Annotated in this window: 17 protein-coding genes; 10 read left to right on the top strand and 7 right to left on the bottom strand. The window is 67.8% G+C overall.

Annotated features, from left to right (window positions below; translation table 11 throughout):
- Positions 1 to 4: 4 nt before the first annotated feature.
- The 3 genes from rpsO (at position 5) to AC3WS6_RS09390 (ending at position 1,603) form a co-directional block, all read left to right on the top strand.
- Entirely contained in the window at positions 5 to 274 is a 270-nt protein-coding gene (gene rpsO / locus AC3WS6_RS09380) for a 30S ribosomal protein S15 (protein ID WP_017203073.1), read from the top strand.
- 128 nt (positions 275 to 402) lie between these two features.
- Positions 403 to 1,281, top strand: coding sequence for a hypothetical protein (locus AC3WS6_RS09385; protein ID WP_492500760.1), 879 nt, complete (start codon positions 403 to 405; stop codon positions 1,279 to 1,281).
- The gene (locus AC3WS6_RS09390; RefSeq protein WP_492500761.1) at positions 1,265 to 1,603 is read left to right on the top strand and encodes a transcriptional regulator; all 339 of its coding nucleotides are present in this window, start codon (positions 1,265 to 1,267) and stop codon (positions 1,601 to 1,603) included. The genes AC3WS6_RS09385 and AC3WS6_RS09390 overlap by 17 nt, the downstream gene beginning before the upstream one ends.
- Before the next feature lie 6 nt (positions 1,604 to 1,609).
- On the opposite strand, the gene AC3WS6_RS09395 is transcribed toward AC3WS6_RS09390, so the two are convergent.
- Complete coding sequence (locus tag AC3WS6_RS09395) at positions 1,610 to 2,614, bottom strand: isopenicillin N synthase family dioxygenase (protein WP_492500762.1); 1,005 nt, start codon at positions 2,612 to 2,614, stop codon at positions 1,610 to 1,612.
- A 159-nt stretch (positions 2,615 to 2,773) separates the two neighbouring features.
- Here AC3WS6_RS09395 and efeU point away from each other — a divergent pair, with 159 nt between their 5' ends.
- From efeU to efeB, 3 genes are read left to right on the top strand one after another with little or no spacing between them, the layout of a single operon-like run.
- A complete protein-coding gene (gene efeU, locus AC3WS6_RS09400; RefSeq protein WP_492500763.1) occupies positions 2,774 to 3,724 on the top strand; it encodes an iron uptake transporter permease EfeU in 951 nt (316 codons plus the stop codon).
- Positions 3,721 to 4,953: an iron uptake system protein EfeO gene (efeO, locus tag AC3WS6_RS09405; RefSeq protein ID WP_492500764.1), complete on the top strand. Its 1,233-nt coding sequence runs from the start codon at positions 3,721 to 3,723 to the stop codon at positions 4,951 to 4,953. Before efeU ends, efeO begins: the two co-directional genes overlap by 4 nt.
- Before the next feature lie 22 nt (positions 4,954 to 4,975).
- Positions 4,976 to 6,289 (top strand): iron uptake transporter deferrochelatase/peroxidase subunit, encoded by a 1,314-nt coding sequence (gene efeB / locus AC3WS6_RS09410; RefSeq protein WP_492500765.1) that lies wholly within the window; start codon positions 4,976 to 4,978, stop codon positions 6,287 to 6,289.
- Between the two features lie 12 nt (positions 6,290 to 6,301).
- On the opposite strand, the gene AC3WS6_RS09415 is transcribed toward efeB, so the two are convergent.
- Entirely contained in the window at positions 6,302 to 7,165 is an 864-nt protein-coding gene (locus AC3WS6_RS09415; RefSeq protein ID WP_492500766.1) for a serine hydrolase domain-containing protein, read from the bottom strand.
- Complete coding sequence (locus AC3WS6_RS09420) at positions 7,162 to 8,319, bottom strand: acyltransferase family protein (protein WP_492500767.1); 1,158 nt, start codon at positions 8,317 to 8,319, stop codon at positions 7,162 to 7,164. Before AC3WS6_RS09420 ends, AC3WS6_RS09415 begins: the two co-directional genes overlap by 4 nt.
- A 109-nt stretch (positions 8,320 to 8,428) precedes the next feature.
- Between AC3WS6_RS09420 and AC3WS6_RS09425 the strand changes: the two genes are divergently transcribed.
- The 3 genes from AC3WS6_RS09425 to AC3WS6_RS09435 all read left to right on the top strand — a co-directional run bounded on the left by AC3WS6_RS09425 (position 8,429) and on the right by AC3WS6_RS09435 (position 11,730).
- Complete coding sequence (locus AC3WS6_RS09425) at positions 8,429 to 9,652, top strand: LLM class flavin-dependent oxidoreductase (RefSeq protein ID WP_492500768.1); 1,224 nt, start codon at positions 8,429 to 8,431, stop codon at positions 9,650 to 9,652.
- Between the two features lies 1 nt (position 9,653).
- The gene (locus tag AC3WS6_RS09430) at positions 9,654 to 10,298 is read left to right on the top strand and encodes an FMN reductase (RefSeq protein ID WP_492500769.1); all 645 of its coding nucleotides are present in this window, start codon (positions 9,654 to 9,656) and stop codon (positions 10,296 to 10,298) included.
- A gap of 79 nt (positions 10,299 to 10,377) precedes the next feature.
- Positions 10,378 to 11,730, top strand: coding sequence for an FAD-binding oxidoreductase (locus AC3WS6_RS09435; RefSeq protein ID WP_492500770.1), 1,353 nt, complete (start codon positions 10,378 to 10,380; stop codon positions 11,728 to 11,730).
- Between the two features lie 59 nt (positions 11,731 to 11,789).
- Here AC3WS6_RS09435 and AC3WS6_RS09440 read toward each other — a convergent pair whose 3' ends face one another.
- Positions 11,790 to 12,485 carry a response regulator gene (locus tag AC3WS6_RS09440; protein WP_492500771.1) on the bottom strand — a complete coding sequence of 232 codons (696 nt, stop codon included), beginning with the start codon at positions 12,483 to 12,485 and terminating at the stop codon, positions 11,790 to 11,792.
- Complete coding sequence (locus AC3WS6_RS09445; RefSeq protein ID WP_492500772.1) at positions 12,482 to 13,753, bottom strand: ATP-binding protein; 1,272 nt, start codon at positions 13,751 to 13,753, stop codon at positions 12,482 to 12,484. Before AC3WS6_RS09445 ends, AC3WS6_RS09440 begins: the two co-directional genes overlap by 4 nt.
- Positions 13,754 to 13,914: 161 nt before the next feature.
- On the opposite strand from AC3WS6_RS09445, the gene AC3WS6_RS09450 reads away from it, so the two are divergent.
- Positions 13,915 to 15,354 carry a cation:dicarboxylate symporter family transporter gene (locus tag AC3WS6_RS09450; protein WP_492500773.1) on the top strand — a complete coding sequence of 480 codons (1,440 nt, stop codon included), beginning with the start codon at positions 13,915 to 13,917 and terminating at the stop codon, positions 15,352 to 15,354.
- A 60-nt stretch (positions 15,355 to 15,414) separates the two neighbouring features.
- On the opposite strand, the gene AC3WS6_RS09455 is transcribed toward AC3WS6_RS09450, so the two are convergent.
- Together AC3WS6_RS09455 and AC3WS6_RS09460 are read right to left on the bottom strand one after the other, a co-directional pair.
- Positions 15,415 to 15,591 (bottom strand): DUF5302 domain-containing protein, encoded by a 177-nt coding sequence (locus AC3WS6_RS09455; RefSeq protein ID WP_091232420.1) that lies wholly within the window; start codon positions 15,589 to 15,591, stop codon positions 15,415 to 15,417.
- Between the two features lie 38 nt (positions 15,592 to 15,629).
- A complete protein-coding gene (locus AC3WS6_RS09460) occupies positions 15,630 to 16,202 on the bottom strand; it encodes a DedA family protein (RefSeq protein WP_492500774.1) in 573 nt (190 codons plus the stop codon).
- Between the last annotated feature and the right edge of the window lie 142 nt (positions 16,203 to 16,344).

Genomic DNA, 16,344 nt, shown 5'->3' on the forward strand with positions numbered 1-16,344 from the left:
ATCTATGGCACTGGAAGCAGACGTCAAGAAGGCGATCATCGAAGAGTACGCGACGCACCCCGGTGACACCGGATCCCCCGAGGTGCAGGCCGCGATGCTGACGCAGCGCATCAAGGACCTCACTGAGCACCTGAAGGAGCACAAGCACGACCACCACTCGCGTCGTGGCCTGTTCCTGCTCGTGGGTCAGCGCCGTCGTCTGCTCGGCTACCTCCAGAGCGTCGACATCGAGCGTTACCGCTCGCTGATCGCACGCCTGGGCCTCCGCCGATAAGGCTGAGCGAGCCAGCGTACAATCGCGCAGAACATTCTTGAGAAGGCCGTCCCAGGTGTGGGGCGGCCTTCGCCATGTTCCCGGCGCTGTCCGTTGACTTTCCTGAAGGAAAGTGATCAGCTTTCCATATGGAAAGCAACGTCGGTCGCCCCATCGCACAACAGCCGGTCCCCGGTCATGAGGCACTCGAGCCCCCTGACGCCTCTCTCGCACAGAGTTATCTCGACGAGGCGGATGCGGTCACGGTGCGCCGCGAGCGTTCAGTGGACCGCCGGGCTCTCGCCCGCCTGCAGATCGTCAATGCGGTAGCGATCGCTGCGTTCCTGGTCGCGATGGCGGCGGCGATCCGCGCTGACGAGAGCGCGACCTATCAGGTCATGCTCTTCAGCCTCCTCATCTGGGGCCAGCTCGCAAGCGGCATGGTTCAGCGAAGCGGCGTGCAGTGGAGACTGACATCGTCCCGGTGGCCGGTGCTGGCGGGCGGTGGCGTTCTTCTGGTGGCTGCGCTCGTGAGCTTCGGATTCGTCGCGTTCGACCCTGCTCTCCCTGCCATCTCCATCGTGGCACCCGCCGCGCTGGTGCTGGTCGGTTTCGGCGGCTACGGAGTGCTCGAGCTCCTCCGGGCGCCCATCACGCAGACGCACGCGCGGAATGCCCCGCTGCCGCAGGGTGCCCGATGGGGCACCGTGCTCGTGGGGGTCGCCCTCGCGCTGCTGACCATGCTCGCCGCTGCGCCCGAAGGAGCGCTCAGCACGACTCTGCTGCTTCTGGTCGTGTTGATGATCGTCGCCTGGATCGCCGCAGCGCGGAGCGACATGGGCCTTCCGCAGGTCGGCGCTGCGTGGCGCTGGCCGCATCTGGCGGTGTTCGGTGTGTCGGCGGGCGCCCTGATGCTGCTCTCGCTGCTCGACGGGCTTCCCTCGCTGCTCGGTGTTCTCTCCGGTGCGGGCATGATCCTGCTCTTCGTCGCCGTGTCATTCGTCCGGGGGCATGGTCCGCGTGGCTGAGAGGCCGACCACTCCGCATCCGCGGACGCGGCTCGACGACAACTTCGCGTCTCCGATCCGTTTCTCGCTCATGGCGTCGCTCGGCGACGGTATCGACCTGGACTTCGCGACTCTCCGGGAGATCCTGCAGTGCGGCGACTCGCCTCTGAGCAAGGCGATCACGCATCTGCAGGCCGCGGGCTACGTCGTGGCGCGCAAGGGGAGCATCGGCAGTCGTCCGCGGACCTGGGTGTACTCGACGGCGGCAGGTCGAGAGGCGTTCGCGGGCCACCTCCAGGCGCTGCGAGAGATCGTCGCGCTCGGAGGGGGCCCCGCGTTATGACTCGAGTCAGGCTTTCGCGCCGACGAGGTCGGGGTGATGGATGGCCGCGACGTCGGGGTGTGCACGCAGACGCGACTTCATGGCGTTCTCACCGTACGTCGCGTGGATGGGGTTGCTCGGATCCTCGGTGACGCCTGTCGCCTCGGCCGCGAGGTCAGCCGGAAGGTCGAGGAGCGGCAGCTGCTGGTCGAGCGCGGGATTGAAGAAGAACGGGATCGAGATGCGCTCCTCGGGGGCCCGGGGAGAGATGACTCGGTGGTTCGTGGCTTTGAGGTAGCCGCCGGTCGCGTACTCCAGCAGCTCCCCGATGTTGACGACGAACGCGCCCGGGACGGGGGGAGCTGACACCCACTCGCCGTCTCGCTCGACCTGCAGCCCGCCCTTGCCCGGCTCGACCCAGAGCAGGGTGAGCACGCCGGAATCCTTGTGGGCGCCGACGCCCTGCTGGGGTTCCGGCTCATGGGTGCCCGGGTACCGCACGATCTTGATCAACGTCGAAGGGTCACGGAAAGGCTCGTCGAAGTACGTCTCGTCCGCGCCGAGGGTCGTGGCCCACGCGCGCAGCAGCTTGTGCGCGATCTCCGTCAGCGTGTCGTGCCATTCGGTGACGACCGCCTTGAGTTCCGGCTGCGCGGCCGGCCACAGGTTCGGACCGACCAGGCGATTGAAGGCGGGACCGCCCTCGATGGGCTCGCGCTCCGGGCCGATGTCGATCTGCTCGCGCCAATCGACCTTCCCCTGCGTCCGTTCGCCGCCGATTCTCGTGTAGCCGCGGAAGTGCGGGCTGTTCACGTTCTCGATCGCGAGCTTCTCCTCCTCGGGCAGCGCGAAGAAGTCGAGCGCCGCTCGGTGCAGCCGCGCCTCGAGCTCGGGCGAGATGCCGGTGCCGGTGAGGTAGAAGAATCCGACGTCGTGGGTCGCAGCGCGCAGATCATCGCGGAACCGTGCGGCGGCTTCGGGGCCGGCGTCGAGCTGAGACAGGTCGAGGATGGGGAGCGAGAGATCAGCCATGTCCCGAGCGTAAATCGGGTCTGGGGGAGTTCGGCGCAGTGTTGCGTCGGATTACCGTCGCCGGCGGATCGCGGGTGTCCGTGACAAGGGTCGGCCGAGTGCTATTCTCGGTGCGGTAAGGAATGCCTTACCTCACTTGTCTCAGAGGGTTCTCGCTCCGTGCTCGCCACTTTTCTCATCGGTCTTCGCGAAGGCCTCGAAGCCGCGCTCGTCGTCGGCATCCTCGTCGCATATCTGCGCAGGCTCGGTCGCGGTGACGCGCTGCCCAGGCTCTGGGCCGGGGTCGGCCTGGCGGTCGCTCTCGCACTCGGCATCGGCGCGATCCTGACCTTCGGCGCGTACTCGCTGACCTTCGAGGCGCAGGAACTGATCGGCGGGCTGCTGTCGTTGCTCGCGGTGGGCATGGTGACCTGGATGATCTTCTGGATGCAGAAGGCCGGGCGCACGATGAAGGCGACCCTCGAGGGCGGTCTCGACCGCGCGCTCACACAGGGCGGCATCTGGGCATTGATCGCGATCGGTTTCGTCTCGGTGGCGCGAGAGGGGATCGAGACGACCCTCCTGCTGTGGTCCATGGTGCAGTCCTTCGGCGATGCGCCGTCGGCGCTGCTCGGCGCTGTGCTCGGACTTCTCGCCGCGGTGGTGATCGGCTGGCTGCTCGCCCGTGGAGCAGTCCGCCTCGACCTTCGGCGCTTCTTCACGTGGACCAGCGGGTTCCTCGTCATCGTGGCGGCAGGGGTGCTCGCATACGCGGTCATGGACCTCCAGGAGGCAGGTGCGCTTCCGGGACCGTTCACCGCAGCGGCGCCGCTCGACGCAGCAACCGGGGCCGTCGCTCTGGGCTGGGCCGCCTTCCCCTTCGGGTGGGCCTTCGACGTCACGAATGTGATCGCGCCGGACAGCATCTGGGCGACGGTCCTGCAGGCGACCGTCGGCTTCATGCCCCGCATGACATGGCTCCAGGTCGGGGCATGGACGGCGTACATCGTCGTCGTCGGGCTCTTCTTCATCCGGGGGCTCCGGTCGCATCGGTCCGCCTCCCCGTACACGCAGCCGTCTCCCGGCCGGGAGGCGTCGGCATCCACTCTCACCCAGCAAGGAGCAGTATGACCACCTCTCGCCGAATCCTCGGTGCCGTCGCCGCAGCAGGCGCGGCCGCCCTCGTTCTCAGCGGCTGCGTCGCCAAGAGCGACGTCGCTGCGGGCGGAGCCTTCGACGTCTCGTCGACCGACTCCGAGTGCGCCGTGTCTGCGGCGACCGCCAAGAGCGGCACGCTCACGTTCGACGTGAAGAACGACAGCGCGCAGACCTCGGAGTTCTATCTGCTCGCCGAAGACGGCCTCCGCATCGTCGGTGAGGTCGAGAACATCGCACCCTCAGCGTCGCGGACCCTCACCGTGGTCGCGCAGCCGGGGCAGTACTTCACGCTGTGCAAGCCGGGCATGATCGGTGAGGGCGTCGGCAAGTCGGCGTTCACCGTGACCGGCGACCGGGTCGCCGTCGAGGGTGAGGATGCGGACCAGAAGCAGCAGGCCGTCGACCTGTACGCCGCCTTCGTGAAGGACCAGGTCGGTCAGCTCGTTCCGTCGGTCGACGAGTTCGTCGCCGCCTACGAGTCCGGCGATGATGAGGCCGCGCGGGCGCTGTTCCCCCAGACGCGCGCATACTACGAGCGCATCGAGCCCGTCGCCGAAGCGCTCGGTACGCTCGACCCCCGCATCGACTACCGCGAGGTCGACGCGGTGGCGGAGGGCCTCGACTGGACGGGCTTCCACCGCATCGAGAAGGACCTCTGGGTGCCGGCCGAGGATGCCCTCAACGCCGACGGCGAGACGCCCGCCTGGCAGGACTGGGCGCCGTCGACGACCGAGGAGCGCGTCGAGTACGGTGACCAGCTGACCGCCGACGTGCAGGAGCTCTACGACTACGTGCACTCGGACGACTTCACCGCGACGCTGGACGACCAGGGGATCGGCGGCATCTCGAACGGCGCCATCGCCCTGCTCGACGAGGTGGCGACGGGCAAGATCTCGGGCGAGGAGGACTGGTGGTCCGGCACCGACCTCTACGACTTCGCCGCGAACGTCGAAGGGTCGAAGATGGCGTTCTCGCTCGTGCAGAACTTCGCCACGGCGCAGGGCGATGAGGGTGCGGCGCTCGTGACCGAGATCGAGGGCGGCTACTCCGCACTCGAGGAATCGCTGGCGGCGCACGGCTCGCTCGCCGACGGCTTCGTGGGCTACGCCGAGCTCACGGATGCCGACAAGCGCGAGTTCACCGACCTCATCAATGCCCTCGCGGAGCCTCTCTCGCAGCTCACCGGCACCGTCCTCGACTGATCCGACGGACGCGGTCTCGCACATGAACGACAGCTCGAAGGATGCTGCACCTGCCGACTCCCCTGCGGAGTCGACAGGTGCAGCATCCTCGTCCACGGGTCTGAGTCGGCGGGGGCTCCTCGGACTGGCGCTCGGCGGCGGGGTCGCCTCCCTCGCGGTCGGAGTCGGAGCCGGGCTGTCGGCGGGTGTCGCGCTCGGCCGAGACAGGGCCGCAGCAGACGCTCAGCATGCGTATGACTTCTTCGGCACGCACCAGGCCGGGATCACGACTCCCGTGCAGGAACATCTGCACTTCGCCTCGTTCGACATGATGCCTCGCACCAGCCGTGAGGACCTGGTCTCGCTGCTTCAGGACTGGACCTACGCGGCGTCGCGGATGACGCAGGGGCTCGAGGTGAGCGCCACCGGTGCAGTCGGCGGCGACACGGAGGTGCCGCCGGACGACACGGGCGAGGCCCTCGGGCTGACCGCAGCCGGCCTCACGATCACTTTCGGCTTCGGCCCCACCCTGTTCGAGGACGACGAGGGAGACCGATACGGCATCGCGGCGCTGCGTCCAGATCGGCTCGAGAGGCTTCCCTCCTTCCTCGGCGACGATCTCGACCCGCAGGCCTCGCACGGCGATCTGTGCATCCAGGCGTGCGCGGATGATCCGCAGGTCGCCGTGCACGCGATCCGCAACCTGAGCCGCATCGCCTTCGGCCGTGCCAAGCTGCGCTGGTCTCAGCTCGGATTCGGCAAGACGTCACGCACGACCTCGACGCAGGCGACGCCACGCAACCTCTTCGGCTTCAAGGACGGAACCGCGAACATCCTCGCCGACGACTCCGCCGCCCTCGATGAGAGCGTCTGGCTCGGCCCTGAGGACGAGCCGGAGTGGATGGCCGGTGGCTCGTATCTCGTGGCGCGCAAGATCGCGATGCGGATCGAGACCTGGGATCGCGTACGTCTCTCCGAGCAGAACGCCATCGTCGGGCGCGACAAGGGGGAGGGCGCCCCGCTCTCCGGCGGCGACGAGTTCACCGCACCGGACTTCGGCACGTCGGCGATCGATCCGAACGCGCACGTGCGTCTTGCTCATCCGGATCAGAACGACGGCATCCGGATCCTGCGGCGTGGATTCAACTACGTCAACGGCAACAACGATCTCGGGCGACTGGACGCCGGGCTCTTCTTCCTGTCGTACCAAAGGGATCCCGCACAGTTCATCTCGTTGCAGCGTCGCCTGTCGACGGATCGGATGAACGAGTACGTCACGCACGTCGGGTCAGGGATCTGGGCGATCCCCGGTGGCTCGAAGCCGGGGTCGTTCGTCGGCGCCGATCTCTTCACCTGATGCGTGTCAGGGTCAGGACCGAAGGGTCTCCGCGACGAAGGTCGCGTATGCATCCGCGCCGAAGTGGTCGTCGGCGGTGATCGTGACGACTGCATCCTCGCTGAAGATCAGGAGCTGTCCGTACGCCCCGTGCAGACGCCACGCCCGGCCGGGGCCGTCCCAGCCCGCCAGCGCATAGCGCTCGTAGCCGGGGTTCTGGCCGGCGACGACCCAGCCGGAGTGCATCGCGTCGATGACCTCGGTCGGCACGAGTCGTCGGCCCTGCCATTCGCCACGATCACGGATCAGCCGACCGAGGCGTGCCATCTCCTCGGTGCGCAGCGAGATGCCGCTTCCGGCGACGATGCGTCCTCGAGGGCAGCGCTCCCACTCGATGTCGTCGAGACCGAGGGGGCTCAGGAGTCGGGGGCGCAGGTACTCGACGACGTCACCGGTTCGCGTCGCCAGGATCGCCATCGCGGTGTAGGTGCTGGCGTTCGAGTACTGGAAGACGTGGCCGCGCGACGGGCGCGACAGGAACTCGCGTGCGAGATCGGGCCAGTCGGTCATCATGGTCTCGGACCAGGCGAGGTCGATGCCGCTCGACATCGTGAGCAACCGCCGCAGCGTGAGGCGCTCGACGCCGTCTCCGAGGGTGAGGTCCGGTGCGTACTCGGCGATCGGCGCATCGAGTGAGACGAGTCCCTCCGCGGCGGCGATCCCGGCCGCGAAAACGCACACGCCCTTCGCCACGGAGTGGATCTCCTCGCGGACGTCGGAGGTCCACCGGTGCTCTGCGACGTCGGAGCCCGCGAGCACATGGAGCCCGTGAATCCCGAACCCGGACGCACCCGCGTGCTCCACGAGGCGGCCGCGGATCGTCTGGGCTCTCGTCACTCCTTCAGGCTAGCCGCTGCGTTGTGGCGGGGCCGACGAGAGCCGGTCGGGTCGCTGCGGTGACCCTCGCGTCGAGCGAGCTCGGGGTCCCGGAAGAGCCAGGAAGGGCGGGGTTCCACCAGCGGGCGGAAGAGCGAGCGCACGGGCTTGGTGGCGAGCGCCAGAGCCAGCACCACCGACAGCAGGGTCACGAGCGGCAGCCACAGCCACGTCGGGTCGAGGTCGCGCAGCACGCCGGTCTCGCGGAAAGGGTAGAGCACGAACGAGTGGAGCAGGAACACATACATCGTGTACTGGCCGAACCTCGTCCACCAGTATGTTCCGCGAGGGATGAGAGCGAAGAAGGCGGCACTCAGAATGACCGCCAGCAACATGAGCGCCACACGGACGCCTCCGGCCCACCATTGCTCTCCGCCGAGGTCTGCATACGCGTCCTCGTAGAACAGCCAGTGGCGCAGGTCGATCTTCTCCCAGACGTCGATCCAGCGCCAGGCTGCGAATCCCGCCGCGGCGAGGAGTGCGACGCTCACGACGCGGATCCACCACGGGCGGATCTCGAGGAGGCGGAGGCGGTTGACGATGTCGCGCTCGCGGAGCCACCAGCCGAGGGCGAAGAACGGCAGGAGCCCCAGCGTGCGAGAGAGCGAGAAGGTGCTGTCGACATTGGGCAGGTAGCCCACGCCGATCGAGATGATCACAGTCCACAGCAGCGGCCACCGCAGCAGTGCGAGGTAGGGGAGCACCAGACGGAAGATGCCGAGCGCCAACAGGAACCAGAGGGTCCAGGACGGTTTGGTGAAGTTCGGGTCGGCCTGACCCTCGACGAGCCATTTCGTGAGGGTCCACAGGAACTCGAAGATCACGTACGGCAGCAGGATGTCGGTGATGACCCTGGCCATCTGCACACGTGTCGGTGATCCGGACTTCGAGAAGTAACCGGAGATGATCGCGAACGCCGGCATATGGAAGGCGTACAGGGCGAGATAGGCCGCGAGCGCGATGTCGGAGTCGTAGGTGAGTCGCTGGATCGCATGACCGAGCACGACGAGCACGATGCACGCATACCGCGCGTTGTCCCAGAACGGGACGCGCGTGCGGGGCTTCTGGACGGATCCGGTGGCGGGGTTCGTCGTGTCGGCTCCGGCACTGTTCATCCTCTGAGGCTACTCGGGGAATAATGTTGCTCGCATCGCGTTGACTCAGATACATTCAAATGAATAGAACCGGATGCAGGGCACCCGATTCGGAGAAGACGGAGCAATCATGAGTGAGCAGGCAGGCGTCCCGGTGCAGTTCGGAATCATGTCGGTCAGCGACATCACCCGCGACCCGACCACCGGCGAGACGCCGAGTGAGCAGGAGCGGATCAAGGCGACCCTCGCGATCGCCAAGCACAGCGAGGAGGTCGGCCTCGACGTCTTCGCGATCGGCGAGCACCACAACCCTCCCTTCTGGTCCTCGAGCCCCACGACGTTCCTCGCCGCGCTCGCGGCTCAGACCGAGCGTCTGATCGTCTCGACGTCGACCACCCTGATCACGACCAACGACCCCGTACGCATCGCCGAGGAGTACGCGATGCTGCAGCACGTCTCGGACGGACGCATGGACCTCATGCTCGGCCGCGGCAACACGGGCCCGGTCTATCCCTGGTTCGGGCAGGACATCAGGCAGGGGCTCCCGCTCGCGATCGAGAACTACGCCCTGCTGCACAAGCTGTGGCGTGAGGACGTCGTGAACTGGGAAGGCAAGTTCCGCACCCCGCTGCAGGGCTTCACCTCGACGCCGCGCCCCCTCGACGGCGTCGCTCCGTTCGTGTGGCACGGATCGATCCGCACCCCGGAGATCGCCGAGCAGGCCGCCTATTACGGTGACGGCTTCTTCGCGAACAACATCTTCTGGCCCAAGGAGCACTACCAGCGTCTGATCGAGCTGTACCGCCAGCGCTACGCGCACTACGGACACGGCACGCCCGAGCAGGCGATCGTCGGACTCGGCGGCCAGGTGTTCATGGCTGCGAAGTCGCAGGATGCGGTCAACCAGTTCCGTCCGTACTTCGACAACGCCCCGGTGTACGGTCACGGGCCGAGCATGGAGGACTTCACCGAGATGACCCCGCTGACCGTGGGTTCGCCTCAGCAGGTCATCGACCGCTATGCCGCGATGCGCGAGCACTACGGCGACTACCAGCGTCAGCTGTTCCTGATCGATCACGCCGGACTTCCGCTCAAGACCGTGCTCGAGCAGCTCGACATCCTCGGTGCCGAGGTCGTGCCGGTGCTGCGCAAGGAGATGGCGAAGGATCGCCCGGCCTCGGTGCCGGATGCTCCGACGCACGGTGCCCGGGTGAAGGCCGAGTTCGGTGACGGCCCCACGCGCCAGGCTCGTCCGGGTGCGAACCGCGGTGACAATCTGACGGGTGACTCGCCCTACCAGGACTCTCCCGCCCCCGCGGGAGCAGCGTTCGGACTCAGCCGGAAGGGGGCCTGAGATGACCACTCGTCGAATCGCCGTCGTGTCCGCCGGGCTCTCGAACCCGTCGTCCACGCGCATGCTGGCGGATCGCCTCGCAGCGGAGACCGTGAAGGCCCTCGCGGGCCACGACATCGAGGCGAGCGTCGACGTGATCGAGCTGCGCGACTACGCCCACGACATCACGAACAATCTGCTCACCGGATTCGCGCCGCCCGCACTCGAGACCGCGATCAACACCGTGGTCTCGGCCGACGCTCTCATCGCCGTCACGCCGATCTTCTCGACGAGCTACAACGGGCTCTTCAAGTCGTTCATCGACGTGCTCGACCCGGACGCGCTCACGGGCAAGCCGGTGCTGATCGGAGCGAACGCCGGCACTGCTCGTCACTCGCTCGCGATCGACTACGCGATTCGTCCGCTCTTCGCCTACCTGCACGCCGACGCCGTCTCGACGGGCGTGTTCGCCGCGTCGAGCGACTGGGGTGGATCCGGCGACGACGTCGCACCACTCGCCAAGCGCGTCGAGAAGGGTGCGCGCGAGCTGGCCGAAGCGATCGCCAAGCGTGAGGTGGCTGCGATCGACGACCCGTACGACCCCGCCACGTATCTCGGGGAGGGCCGCTCGTTCGGCCACATGCTCGGCGGTCTCGCCGGAGAGTAGACCGGCGGCCCGGCTCGCGGGCCTCACGATGGGCCATGACGCCATCGACAATGTCCCTGGGGCATCGTACGGTGACGGCATGGCCCATCTGTCTGTGCTGGATGCTGCGCGACGAGCGCTGCGCGGATCCCTCCTCCTTCCGGGCGACGAGTCGTTCGAGGCTGCTCGCCGACCATGGAATCTCGCGATCGAACAGCATCCGGTCGGGGTCGCCGTCCCGGTCGATGTCGACGATCTGCGCATCCTCCTCGGCGCAGCGCGTGATGCGGGCGTCACGATCGCGGTGCAACCCTCCGGACACGGCGCATCCGGCGACCTCTCCGGTGCCGTGATCCTGCGGATGGCGGCATTCGACGAACTCGAGGTCGACCTCGAAGCCGGAACCGTGCGAGTCGGCAGCGGTGTCCGCTGGGGAGCCGTGGTCGAGGCGCTCGAGGGAACGGGCTGGGTCGCCCCGGCGGGAACGAGCCCGGTCGTCAGCGTCGCGGGCTTCACCCTCGGCGGCGGCCACTCGTGGTTCAGCCGCACAGCCGGGCTGGGGTCCGACAATCTGCGCGCGGTGTGGATGCTGCGCAGCGACGGCGTGCATGATCGCGTCGATGACGACACCGATCCGGAGGTCATGTGGGCGCTGCGGGGCGCGGGCGGGGTCGTGGGCATCGTCACCGCGCTCGAGATCGACCTGGTGCCCGCACCCGCCGTGTGGGGAGCCGAGTTCACCTTCGACGCCGCCGACGCGGGCGCGGTGATGCGGGCTGTCCGCGACCTCGCCGTCGACGCGCCCTCCGCACTCAACGTGTTCGTGAACTCGATGCGGATGCCCGATGTCCCGCAGCTGCCGGAGGAGATCCGCGGTCGCAGCTTCCTCACCGTGCAGGCGCTGTCGACGAACGGCCCGTCCGATGATCTGCTCGACGGAGTCAGGAGAGCCGGTGCGGTGCGCCGCGAGGTCTCCGGGGCCACGTCGCCGCGCACCGTCGCCGCGTCGAGCGGGGAACCCACCGATCCGGCCCCCGGACGGGGTGTGTCGGCCGCGCTCTCCTCGCTCGACGACGAGACGATCGATGAGTTGATGCGCTTCCGCGAGCAACCGGACCAGTGGCCGATCATGGGCATCGACATCCGGATGCTCGGCGGAGCGCTGGAGAATCCGAGACGCGCGGGGTTCGCGACGCTTCAGGGAGTCGAGTGGCTGATGCACGCTCTGGTGCCGGTCTTCCCGGGAGCACCGAGCGAGCCGGGGGACGTCAGCATCGCGGGGTTCAGTGAGGTGCTCGCGCGGGCGACGGCGCCGCAGACGATCCCCACCTTCCTGGGCCCGGGGCAGACCCTGGAGCGCTGCTCCGAGGCGGCGTCGGTCGCCCGCCTCCGTCGCGCTCGCGCGATCGCCGACCCTGGAGCCGTGCTGCACGAGGGACGCCTCCCGCGCTGACGGCGTGGACGGCGGGCTGCGACGAGGAGCGCGGAGAGCGGCCGCCGACGATCCGGAGCTCAGTCGGACCCGTCGGAGCGCCGATTCCACTCGTACTCCGTCTCGGGACGTCCGCGAGCGCCATAGCGGGCGCTGCGGAGGACGATTCCCGATGCAGCGAGATGCTCGAGATAGCGGCGTAGGGACACCCTCGACATCCCGAGTCGCTGAGCTGCTTCACTCGCGGAGAGAGCGCCGGCCGTGCGGAGCTCGGTGGTGACCTTCTGCAGCGTCGATTCGGAGAGCCCCTTCGGGAGCGGTATCGCTCGGGTCGTGCGACCGAGCAGTGCGTCGATCTCCGCCTGGGTCGCCTCACCGTCCGTGGATCGCGCCTTCTCGCGGTGCGCTCGGTAGGCCGTGAGACGTTCGTCGAACACCGCGAAGGAGAACGGCTTGACGAGATACTGATACACGCCGAGGGCGACCATCTGCCGCACGGTCTCCGCGTCCCGGACGCCGGTGATCGCGATCACATCGACCGACGCCGCACGGGCACGGAGCGCACGGAGCACGTCGATGCCCGAGCCGTCAGGCATCGTGATGTCGAGAAGGATGAGATCGAAGGGTTGTTCACGCGGTTGCTCGAGCACGGCGCTCACCGCGGCACGCGCTCGGGTGCTTTCGCCGGCCACGATGAAGCCGTCGATCCTCTCGAGGTACGAGCGGTGGAGCTCCAGCGTCAGAGCGTCGTCGTCGACGATCAGTGTGCGGATCACGGTGCGCGCCTCTTTCGCGTCGGGGGCAGAACGACTCGGAATGTCGTCGGGTCGCTCTCGACGTCCACGGTCCCGCCGGCCCCGAGAACGACGGATCGCACGAGTGCGAGTCCGACCCCACGCCCCTGGGAGCCTCCCGGTTTCGTCGAGAACCCATGCATGAAGATCCTCGCCCTCAGTTCGGGGGCGATCCCCGGCCCGCTGTCCGCGACGGCGAGCACGATGCCGCCGTCGATCGACGGCGCGAGCATCACCTGAACCCATCGTTCGGCTCCTGCGGATGCGGCATCCATGGCGTTGTCGATCAGATTGCCGAGAACGGCCACACTGTCGACGGGTGAGAGCGGCGATCGGGGAGTATCGGGATCGATCTGCAACCGCCAATCGATCCCACGCTCCCTGGCCTGCGAGGCTTTGCCGAGCAGAAGCGCGCCCACCGTGGGGTCACCGGCCTGTCGCGCAGTGACCTGATCGACGAGCGATTGACTCTGCCGTGACGTCTCGGTCAGTATCCCGATCGCCTCGTCGGCGCGTCCCAGCTCGAGCAGAGCGACCGCGGTGTGCATGCGGTTGCCGTGCTCGTGCGTCTGCGCCCGTAGGGCATCGCCCAGGGTCCGCAGTGATTCGTACGACGAGACGGCATCGCGCACCTGCCCCGGCGGGAGATCGCCCGCGATGCGCCGCGTGAACCGGCGGGCGGCCCAGGCGCCGAGCGCGCCGAGAGCGACGAGGCCGACGGTGATGCCGAGTGACAGGGGGAGGCGACGGATCAGGGTCTCGGAGATGGTCTCGGTCGTCACCCCGGCCGAGACCCAGCCGACCGGGTCGCCGTCGGATGCGAGCACAGGAACGATCGTGCGCACCGAGGGGCCGAGAGTGCCGGTGAAGACCTCCGTGAAGGTCCGGGGCGTGTCGGGGATCGTGCCGAGGTATCTCTCGCCGATCTGCTGCAGGTCGGGGTGGGTCACCCGGGTGCCATCCGGCGTCATGATCGTCACGAAGTCGAGATCGGCGCCGACGATGACGTCGAGTGCGTAGGGCTCGAGATTCCGAGTGGCCGCGTCGAGGTCGCCGGACTCCAGCGACTCGGTCACCAGCGGTGACGCGGCGAGTGTCACGGCCGCTGCCGCCGTGACGCGCTCGGCCTCTGCATGCGTGGTGCGCTGTGCATCGATGACCAGGAAGACGGCCACCAGGCCGCCGACGGCGATCGCCGCGACCAGAAGCACGGCGAACACCCGTGAGGCGATGCTGCGGGCGGGTCTCATCGCATCCTTCCGATCGGCGGTGATCGCGGAGGCCGACATATCGGTGGTGACCAATACGACCACAAATGGCGCTGCCGGGTGAAGTCCGCGACGGTGAGCTTACCGAAGGCGAGGACGCCCGAGGGCATGCGACGAAGACGTTCATGATCAAGGAGGAAAACATGGCCATCACGACAGGTTTCTCGCTTCCCGGTTTCCATTGGCGGCGCGGCAAGCACGCGTGGGACAGGCATACGTGGCTCTACGTCTCCGTGATCATCGCCGTGGTGCTCGGAGCCGCGGTCGGCCTCATCTGGCCCGAGGTCGGGCAGAGCCTCGAGCCGATCGGCAAGGGCTTCGTCTCGCTCATCAAGATGATGATCGCGCCGATCATCTTCTGCACGATCGTGGTGGGTGTCGGCTCGATCGCCAAGGCCGCGACCGTCGGCAAGATCGGCGGACTCGCGCTGCTCTACTTCATGGTCATGTCGACGTTCGCGCTGGCGATCGGCCTGGTGGTCGGCAACATCATCCACCCGGGTGCGGGCCTCGATATGGCGAACTCCACCTACGACGCGACCGAGACCGAGGCGAAGACCACCACGGAGTTCATCCTCGGCATCATCCCCACGACGTTCTTCTCCGCCTTCACCGGCGAGAGCGTGCTCCAGGTGCTCTTCATCGCCCTGCTCGTCGGCTTCGCGCTCCAGGGGCTCGGAGAGAAGGGGGCCCCGATCATGGATGCGGTCAAGAACCTCCAGAAGCTGGTGTTCCGCATCCTCGGGATGATCCTGTGGTTGGCCCCTCTCGGCGCCTTCGGTGCGATCGCGGCGGTCGTCGGGAAGACGGGCATCGCCGCCATCTGGAGTCTCGGCGTGCTGATGATCGCGTTCTACATCACCTGCTTCCTCTTCATCGTCGTGGTGCTGGGGACCCTGCTGTTCGCGGTGACCCGGGTGAACATCTTCAGCCTCGTGAAGTACCTCGCCCGCGAGTACCTGCTGATCGTCGGCACCTCGTCCTCGGAGTCGGCTCTTCCGCGCCTCATCGCCAAGATGGAGCACATCGGCGTCTCGAAGCCCGTCGTCGGGATCACTGTCCCCACCGGGTACTCGTTCAACCTCGACGGCACTGCGATCTACCTCACGATGGCCTCGCTCTTCATCGCGACCGGCATGGGGCAGCCGATGACGATCGGCGAGCAGATCGGCTTGCTGGTGTTCATGATCATCGCGAGCAAGGGGGCAGCCGGTGTCACCGGCGCCGGACTCGCCACGCTCGCGGGCGGCCTGCAGGCGTACCGTCCGGACCTGGTCGACGGGGTCGGCGTGATCGTGGGCATCGACCGATTCATGTCGGAGGGTCGGGCCCTGACGAACTTCACCGGAAACGCGGTGGCGACGCTGCTCATCGGCACCTGGACGCACCAGATCGACCGCGAGCGCGTGCGGCAGGTGCTGAGCGGCTCGCTGCCGTTCGAGGAGTCCTCGCTCGACGGCGTGGACGACCACGGCATGGCGAACGAGAGCGAAGCCGTCGACATTCAGGGGCTGAAGGAATCAGCCCTCGATGAGATGGCGGCGAAAGAGGAGCGGGCGCGCGCTCGTGCGGCGCGCAACTGACCGGCGGGCCGAGAAGAAGGATGCGGGAGTCGACCGTGGTCGACTCCCGCATCCGTGCGGTCAACCGCTCTTGCGTCGGAACTCGCGCCGCGTCTGCGGGGCGGGCGCGCCGTGGACGGCGGAATCGCCATCGAGGTGGGCCTCGCCCTGCCGGTGGTGCGCGTTCTTCTTCTCGAGCGCTTCCTTGAACTTGCGCTTCATCTCCTCGCTGGAGGAGGCGCCTTCTTCGGTGCTCATGCTCGCCAGCCTAGGGCACGGATCCCACGGTGGGAGGATCAGTCCCGCGCCCGTCGCGACACGAAATCGATCGCGGCGCCGAGCCCGAGGGCGACGAGAACCGACACCACGACGGCGACGAGGGGGCCGCCCGGCAGCAGGACGGCGACGAGGGCACCCACCGAGGCCTGGTACGCCGACCACCCGAATGCAGCGAGGGCCACGACAGGAACGTACCGTAGCGGGCTGATGCGGGACGCCCCCGCTACCAGGTTGATCGCCAGTCGGGCGAAGGGGACGAAGCGCGCGGTGAACAGCACGGTCGCCGTCCCCCCTTCCAGTTGCACTCGTGCCCAGGCGAATGCTCGGCGCACCCGTGGCGTGCGCATCCATCGCCACCGCTCGACGCCCACTCGGCGACCCACGAGAAAGCAGGTGACGTCTCCGGCGAGGGCGGCGGCACCGGCGCATACGATCACGACCCACAGGGGAGGATCACCCGTCGCGGACGCGAAGGCGCCGAGCGCGGTCACGGCGATCTCGCCCGGCACGACCACGAAGAGCGAGTCGCCGAACACCATCAGGGCCATGACCGCCAGGGCCCACGGGCCGGTGAGCAGTTCGTTGAGCACACCCCAACCGTGCTCGCCCGAGGTGAACGGGAACCGACGTCGGGATAGCCGGTGAAGAGCCGCCCAGCATCGGGTGAACTTCTGGTGCTCCGACCGGGTTCGCGCGTCGGACGGCATCGGAGGGATGCATCCTGAGGACGTG

The sequence above is a fragment of the Microbacterium sp. EB106-03-03-XG65 genome (assembly GCF_058791955.1).

Excerpts from the sequence above, each read along its gene's own strand:
- rpsO (WP_017203073.1), top strand. The coding sequence starts at position 5 with ATGGCACTGGAAGCAGACGTCAAGAAGGCGATCATCGAAGAGTACGCG.
- AC3WS6_RS09385 (WP_492500760.1), top strand. The coding sequence starts at position 403 with ATGGAAAGCAACGTCGGTCGCCCCATCGCACAACAGCCGGTCCCCGGT.
- AC3WS6_RS09390 (WP_492500761.1), top strand. The coding sequence starts at position 1,265 with ATGGTCCGCGTGGCTGAGAGGCCGACCACTCCGCATCCGCGGACGCGG.
- AC3WS6_RS09395 (WP_492500762.1), bottom strand. The coding sequence starts at position 2,614 with ATGGCTGATCTCTCGCTCCCCATCCTCGACCTGTCTCAGCTCGACGCC.
- efeO (WP_492500764.1), top strand. The coding sequence starts at position 3,721 with ATGACCACCTCTCGCCGAATCCTCGGTGCCGTCGCCGCAGCAGGCGCG.
- efeB (WP_492500765.1), top strand. The coding sequence starts at position 4,976 with ATGAACGACAGCTCGAAGGATGCTGCACCTGCCGACTCCCCTGCGGAG.
- AC3WS6_RS09420 (WP_492500767.1), bottom strand. The coding sequence starts at position 8,319 with ATGAACAGTGCCGGAGCCGACACGACGAACCCCGCCACCGGATCCGTC.
- AC3WS6_RS09425 (WP_492500768.1), top strand. The coding sequence starts at position 8,429 with ATGAGTGAGCAGGCAGGCGTCCCGGTGCAGTTCGGAATCATGTCGGTC.
- AC3WS6_RS09430 (WP_492500769.1), top strand. The coding sequence starts at position 9,654 with ATGACCACTCGTCGAATCGCCGTCGTGTCCGCCGGGCTCTCGAACCCG.
- AC3WS6_RS09435 (WP_492500770.1), top strand. The coding sequence starts at position 10,378 with ATGGCCCATCTGTCTGTGCTGGATGCTGCGCGACGAGCGCTGCGCGGA.
- AC3WS6_RS09445 (WP_492500772.1), bottom strand. The coding sequence starts at position 13,753 with ATGAGACCCGCCCGCAGCATCGCCTCACGGGTGTTCGCCGTGCTTCTG.
- AC3WS6_RS09450 (WP_492500773.1), top strand. The coding sequence starts at position 13,915 with ATGGCCATCACGACAGGTTTCTCGCTTCCCGGTTTCCATTGGCGGCGC.
- AC3WS6_RS09455 (WP_091232420.1), bottom strand. The coding sequence starts at position 15,591 with ATGAGCACCGAAGAAGGCGCCTCCTCCAGCGAGGAGATGAAGCGCAAG.